Genomic DNA, 6,623 nt, shown 5'->3' with positions numbered 1-6,623 from the left:
ACAAATCTATATCTAAACTAGTAAAAACATTTAACAAGGCGTTGTTGTCGCCTTCGGCTGGGACGCGCTAAAGCGCGCCCCAAAACTTGGCGTTAATGTGACGCAATCTGAGGTAATAGTAGAATTCGAATCTGTTAATCCTTTCAAAGTGAGGTGTGCGGCGTATTTGATTTTTATCTTTGGTATTGCTTATGGGTATTTTGTTCATGAAGCCGGGTATGTATCTTGTCTGTTCGCTGTACTTCTATATTTTCTGTTTAGAACAAAAATCTCGAAATACTTTAGAGCCGACCAAAATGGTCTTAAGTTATATTCAACAAAAGATGAAAGCTTTTTTATATCTTGGGACGATATTGAAAAAATTGAGTGGAGACAGGATAGTGAAGAATTTGAACTGGTTTGTTTTGACTTGGCTTTTTCGTTGGACAAGTCTGTAGTGCATGGGAGTGTTAGAGGCAGGAAAAGGAATAGGCTAGAAATGTTACCAACATACTCTGGGGTAGCGTTAGACCATAAAATGATTGCTTTGAAAACCCTACTACGAGAATATAAAAGTGAAACCAATGCACATTAACAAGGTCAAGAACTACCGCACACTGCGTATGCTCGGACGCGCAGAAAACGCGCGCCCGTTTTAACGGCGTTATGAGTATTAAGATGACTAACTCTGTAGTTAAAGAAGCAATAGCACAGGCTCTGTCTGAACTTATCAAAGACCAAGATATTCTCATTACTTCCAGTATTGAAAATGTTGCATTAGAGAAAATATTTTCGGCGGTTGAAGAAGTTAGTCCAAATATGCTTTCTGCTAGAGAACTTGGTGGTATCGTAAACGCCTTGAATACACATGATTTGGGTTTTGGCCTTGATGAAAATGATTTTCAAACCATAATTGGTTTGAGCAAAGAAGAGTTAAAAATTGCCTCAAGAAAGCTAAAGGTCAAAGAGTGGTAAAAACACATAACAAGGCGCCAAAGCAAGGCTCTGTTCGCTGCGCTCACTCCGCGGGACGCGCAGAAGACGCGCGCCCCTTGGCACGGCGTTAGTTGCATTTCAGTGCCAAGAGTCGTTTAATCGAATAGTTGATTGCTTTTAGCCAAATTGGAAATGCCTGGCTTAGAGTTCGAGGATAAATGGACAAACATGAATTCTACAAATTATGCGTTCAAAATTCCGCAAGCATCGGTCGCAGAGAAAGTCCTTCTTGGTTCTGCTCGTATCGGGCTTCGCTATAGAGTTTTGGCTCTTTTGGTTTCTGGGTTTCAGAAAATAGCGGCTTCGTTCTTCAACGTGGTTGCGGAAAGATCCTCTCAGCAACTAACAAGTCGCCAAAGTTCACTCCGCAGCAAGCTGCTCCGCGGGACGGGCTTGTCAGCCCGCCCCTTGGCTTGGCGTTAGGTGTGTCCTGTCTATTTAGCTATAACGGTCGTTGATAATAAGGTTTTTGTCGGTGCCAATTTCCGCGAGTTAGGCAGTCTCAAAAACTGATTCATCGTTGTAAGGAAGTCATGTTTTCTTGCCGTTTGCACGAACAGCATTTTTATCACTAAACGAATTCTGATAGTCTGGCTTAGTAAACGAAATAAATGGTTTAGTTCTGTGGAGGCAATAAGGAAGTGCATCAAGTCATTGAAAAAGTCACACCACCTAACAAGGCGTCAAAGTTCACTCCGCCAACAAGTTGGCTCCGCGGGACGGCTGCTCCGCGCCGCCCCTTGGCTTAGCGTTAGTTGCATTTCAGGGTCAAGAGTCGTTTAATCGAATAGTTAATTGCTTTTAGCCAAATTGGAAATGCCTGGCTTAGAGTTCGAGGAGAAAAGGACAAACATGAATTCTACAAACTATGCGTTCAAAATTTCGCAAGCATCGGTCGCAGAGAAGAGGCTTCTTGGCTCTGCTCGTATCGGGCTTCGCTATAGAGTTTTGCCTCTTTTGGTTTCTGGGTTTCAGAAAGTAGCGGCTTCGTTCTTCAACGTGGTTGCGGAAAGATTCTCTCAGCAACTAACAAGTCGCCAAAGTTCACTCCGCAGCAAGCTGCTCCGCGGGACGGGCTTGTCAGCCCGCCCCTTGGCTTGGCGTTAATGCGGCAAGAACCTGAAAGCGTCGCTATTGTCAAAGACACTCGCTTATGGGTCGGGTTATCTATTGTTAGTTCCGTTCTTCTGGCGCTCCTTTTTCTTACTTATATTTTGTCTGGTGAATTCAAAGTAATTCTATTTGCTCCACTTTTTTTGTTTCCTTACATGAGTTATAGATATGCGCATTCAGAGCCAACCGAATATGCAAAAGCCGATCTGGATGGTTTCGAATATTTCTCTCGCGATAAAGAGTTTGTTAAAATTCCTTGGCCGAAGATTCAGAATATTTCATACTCTAAATTCGAAGCGCCAAGCGTCAAAGTAGAGCTTAACTACTTTGAGACAAGGCCCCCATATTATGGAGAAATCAGCGGGTATAGGAATAAACAGACAAACCTGTTCATACAAATAGACTCAAAAGCGAAAAAAGTAGTAGATAAAATTATATCGCTTAGAGAAAAGGCCACAACGAATGAAAATTAGCGCATTAACAAGTCCCAAAACTGCCGCCTTCGGCTCGGACGCGTTTTCAACGCGCCCGTTTGAGAGGCGTTAGGTGTGTCCTGTCCCTTTAGCTAAAACGGTCGTTGATAATAAGTTTTTTGTTGGTGCAAATTTCGATGAGTGAGGCAGTCTGAAAAACTGATTCATCGTTGTAAGTTAAGTATTTATATCGTTTTGGTCGAACAGTATTTTTGTCACTAAACGAATTCTGATAGTCTGATTGAGTAAGCGAAAGAAATGGTTTTGTTCTCTGGAGGTAAAAAGGAAGTGCATCAAGTCATCGAAAGAGTCACACCACCTAACAAGGCGTCAAAGTGCACTCCGCCAACAAGTTGGCTCCGCGGGACGGCTGCTACGCGCCGCCCCTTGGCAAGGCGTTATGTTTACTAAGCTATGATTAAGTTCTTAAAGTCTTTCGTATCAATTATTATTTTAGTTTGCGTTTTCCTGCCTATATCTCAGTGTACTTATAAGAGTCCACCAGTTATTTCTGAATCTGGAGAAGTGCTAAAGCAATCGGAAGATGCAGTAGAAAGCCATGTAATTTCAGATATTATCTTGAAGAGTAACGATCCAATATCTATCACGGACTTAGCTTTTGTTTTACTATTCTTTTTGCCACTCTTTCTTTCGCTTCTACCTAGTTTTAAAGGCTGGAAAATAATTTTTAAATTGTCGCTCCAATCTATCTTGTCCGTTTGGTTGGTGTATTGCAGTTACATGATCGTTTTCGAATTATTCAGCCCACTTCCAGCGGGCTGGGCTTTATCGGTTTCATGTATATTATTCTTTGTTCTTACTAGCGTTGAATGGTGGCAAATGAAACATAACAAGAACAAAAACTTGCACTCACTGCGTTCGCGCGGACGCGCATAAGACGCGCGCCCGTTTTATGGGCGTTAGTTGCATTTCAGTGCCAAGAGTCGTTTAATCGAATAGTTAATTGCTTTTAGCCAAATTGGAAATGCCTGGCTTAGAGTTCGAGGATAAAAGGACAAACATGAATTCTACAAAACATGCGTTCAAAAAATCGCAAGCATCGGTCGCAGAGAAGAGGCTTCTTGGCTCTGCTGGTATCGGGCTTCGCTATAGAGTTTTGGCTCTTATGGTTTCTGGGTTTCAGAAAGTAGCGGCTTCGTTCTTCAACGTGGTTGCGGAAAGATCCTCTCAGCAACTAACAAGTCGCCAAAGTTCACTCCGCAGCAAGCTGCTCCGCGGGACGGGCTTGTCAGCCCGCCCCTTGGCTTGGCGTTAGTGCTATTTAAGCTATGAACAACTCTCTAGAAAACTTTATTTGGCATGATGGGAATATTGAATCTCTCAATTATTCAGTTGCAAAGACCGGAGTTTCATTAGTAATAGAAGGAGAATTCTATTCATCATCAGAATCAAAACAAAGAGACAAATACCTAATCACATGTGACAACGTTACCCGTTTTAATAACATGGCTGATTTCGAAGAAATCCTAGATAACCTTTCGGCGGGCTCAGTTTCTAACGGCTATCTCAAGGAAAACAAATTATGGTTATATTTAAGTGATGGCGTCATCGAGATACATGCAAAGAACATCAATGTGTCAAAGCACTAACAAGGCAAAACACTGCCGCTTCGCTCGGACGCACTTTGTGCGCCCGTGTTCACGGCGTTATGTGTATCGAGGGTGATTTGTATGATTGAAGTTATCGGCTACTCAACTTTGGTGTTTGGTTTGATTTGTGGCCTTTTTAATTGGTTAACATTTGCTTATTCCGTAGTAATGAAAAAGCACACATCATTTATCCCATATATTGGCGCAGCCTTCATCCTTGTCGGAATGTTTCTCATTGGTAATAACACTATGCAAAACTATTGGTGGTTGGCATTCCTAATTGAGTTTACGACGCTACCAGTGCTAATTATATTTCCAGCAATGAATTTATTTCTGAAAGGCAATGACACCACATAACAAGGCGTCAAAGTTCACTCCGCCAACAAGTTGGCTCCGCGGGACGCGCAGAAAACGCGCGCCCGTTTTAAGGGCGTTAGGTGTGTCCTGTCTATTTAGCTATAACGGTCGTTGATAATAAGGTTTTTGTCGGTGCCAATTTCCGCGAGTGAGGCAGTCTCAAAAACTGATTCATCGTTGTAAGGAGGTCATGTTTTCTTGCTGTTTTGCACGAACAGTATTTTTATCAATAAACGAATTCTGATAGTCTGGCTTAGTAAACGACAGAATTGGTTTTGTTCCCTGGAGGCAAAAGGAAGTGCATCAAGTCATCGAAAAAGTCACACCACCTAACAAGGCGTCAAAGTTCACTCCGTCAGCAAGCTGGCTCCGCGGGACGGCTGCTTCGCGCCGCCCCTTGGCTTGGCGTTAGTGGTATGACAGATATAGCTTTTGAATCACCAGAGAGGTATCTCCAGAGTCTTCGTGAAAAGTGGCTGCTTTCAGAAGAGGCAGAATCCGCGCTTAAAGGTAATCAAATATCTCATTCGTCAAAATTTACTATTGATTCTAAAACATGGAACCAAGAGATTTATTCAGATTCTAGTAGTACGAAAAAATTCGTTATTTTCGAAGTATCGCGTAAAAATATTTTGGGTAGAGAGCACCACTGTCTTGGTTGTGAAATAATTGAAGGCAAGTATTCGTTAGTAACAAACGAGCAGCTTTGGAAAGAAGGTATTCCATGAAAACCACTAACAAGTTGTCAAAGTTCACTCCGCCAGCAAGCTGGCTCCGCGGGACGGCTGCTCCGCGCCGCCCCTTGGCAAGGCGTTAGGTGTGTCCTGTCTGTTTAGCTATGACGGTCGTTGATAAGAAGTGTTTCGTTGGTGCAAACTTTCTAGTGTGAGGCAGTCTAAAAAACTGATTCATCGTTGTAAGTTAAGTATTTATATCGTTTTGGTCGAACAGTATTTTTATCACTAAACGAATTCTGATAGTCTGGTTGAGTAAACGAAAGAAATGGTTTTGTTCCCTGGAGGCAAAAGGAAGTGCATCAAGTCATCGAAAAAGTCACACCACCTAACAAGGCGTCAAAGTTCACTCCGCCAACAAGTTGGCTCCGCGGGACGGCTGCTTCGCGCCGCCCCTTGGCTTAGCGTTAGGGGGATCTTTGCAATCACGTTTTTTATTCTTTGTTCTTTTAGTATTTACGCTTGGCGGTTGTGCTCATAAGGAAGACTTATCATCAAAATGTCATAAGGGTGAAGTTATGGGCTGGCATTGGGATGGTTTTCACATTATTGAAAGCGGTTGTGTCGTAATCGCCAAAGATGCTGGAAAAAAATGCTTTGTAAATTCTGAATGTGATGCCAAATTGTGTGAAGTTTCGAGCAGAGCTTATAGTTCTAGCAATTGCACTGAAAACAAAGATCAAACTTATAGTTGCCCCGGAGTTTACGGTTTCTGTGCAAAAACGAATAAAGTAGGCTCAGCCACTTCAATAATAAGTAAAGGCTTGGTGAAATGATTAAAAGTTTTGAACAAACCCCTAACAAGCTCAAAAACTGTGGGTCACTACGTTCCCCGGGACGCGCAGAAGACGCGCGCCCGTTTTAAGGGCGTTAGGTATACACAAGTATGAGAAATCAAGATACTGCTTGGATTTTTGTTAGAGCGTTTGGGGTTTATTTTTTGGTACAAGCATTCTTAGAGCTTTTCTCAATGGGTGTGACATCAACCTTGCTCTATTCGCTGTATGAAATTGTCAATTCATCAACGACCGTTGCAACAGTAGAAAAAGCTGAATCTAATATTCTTCGTAACTGGTCATACTTTGGAACTTACACCGTACAATATTTTGTATTCAGTGTTTTATCATTTTATTGCCTCCGGAAAGGCTTTCTAATCCATAAATTACTAATGTATAGAGCAACGGCAAATGAAAATACCTAACAAGCTCAAAAACTATCGCACACTTCGTGTGCTCGGACGCGCAGAAAACGCGCGCCCGTTTTAAGGGCGTTGGTATGACTCCTTTTGTCAATAAGGACGAGTAAATACCTGACGTATTTCACATCATCGTTCTGACCTAATAAAAAAGTAAGCGCGCCAG

General features: G+C 42.4%; 8 protein-coding genes. All 8 read left to right on the top strand.

The window, feature by feature from the left end:
- The first annotated feature begins 97 nt into the window (after positions 1 to 97).
- The 8 genes from DFR28_RS19185 (at position 98) to DFR28_RS19130 (ending at position 6,463) form a co-directional block, all read left to right on the top strand.
- The gene (locus DFR28_RS19185) at positions 98 to 574 is read left to right on the top strand and encodes a hypothetical protein (RefSeq protein ID WP_113956024.1); all 477 of its coding nucleotides are present in this window, start codon (positions 98 to 100) and stop codon (positions 572 to 574) included.
- 83 nt (positions 575 to 657) lie between these two features.
- Positions 658 to 954: a hypothetical protein gene (locus tag DFR28_RS19180; protein WP_147251073.1), complete on the top strand. Its 297-nt coding sequence runs from the start codon at positions 658 to 660 to the stop codon at positions 952 to 954.
- A gap of 1,127 nt (positions 955 to 2,081) precedes the next feature.
- Entirely contained in the window at positions 2,082 to 2,561 is a 480-nt protein-coding gene (locus DFR28_RS19165) for a hypothetical protein (protein ID WP_113956020.1), read from the top strand.
- Between the two features lie 1,289 nt (positions 2,562 to 3,850).
- Positions 3,851 to 4,171, top strand: coding sequence for a hypothetical protein (locus DFR28_RS19150; protein WP_113956017.1), 321 nt, complete (start codon positions 3,851 to 3,853; stop codon positions 4,169 to 4,171).
- A gap of 81 nt (positions 4,172 to 4,252) precedes the next feature.
- The gene (locus DFR28_RS19145) at positions 4,253 to 4,528 is read left to right on the top strand and encodes a hypothetical protein (RefSeq protein ID WP_113956016.1); all 276 of its coding nucleotides are present in this window, start codon (positions 4,253 to 4,255) and stop codon (positions 4,526 to 4,528) included.
- Positions 4,529 to 4,944: 416 nt separating this feature from the next.
- Entirely contained in the window at positions 4,945 to 5,256 is a 312-nt protein-coding gene (locus tag DFR28_RS19140) for a hypothetical protein (protein ID WP_147251072.1), read from the top strand.
- Between the two features lie 425 nt (positions 5,257 to 5,681).
- Positions 5,682 to 6,038 carry a hypothetical protein gene (locus DFR28_RS19135; protein ID WP_147251071.1) on the top strand — a complete coding sequence of 119 codons (357 nt, stop codon included), beginning with the start codon at positions 5,682 to 5,684 and terminating at the stop codon, positions 6,036 to 6,038.
- Between the two features lie 110 nt (positions 6,039 to 6,148).
- Entirely contained in the window at positions 6,149 to 6,463 is a 315-nt protein-coding gene (locus DFR28_RS19130) for a hypothetical protein (RefSeq protein ID WP_113956013.1), read from the top strand.
- The last annotated feature ends 160 nt before the right edge of the window (positions 6,464 to 6,623 follow it).

It is taken from the genome of Arenicella xantha (assembly GCF_003315245.1).
GTDB classification, from domain to species: domain Bacteria; phylum Pseudomonadota; class Gammaproteobacteria; order Arenicellales; family Arenicellaceae; genus Arenicella; species Arenicella xantha.
Note: the sequence above shows the minus strand (reverse complement) of the source record. Positions and strands in the feature narration are given on the sequence as shown.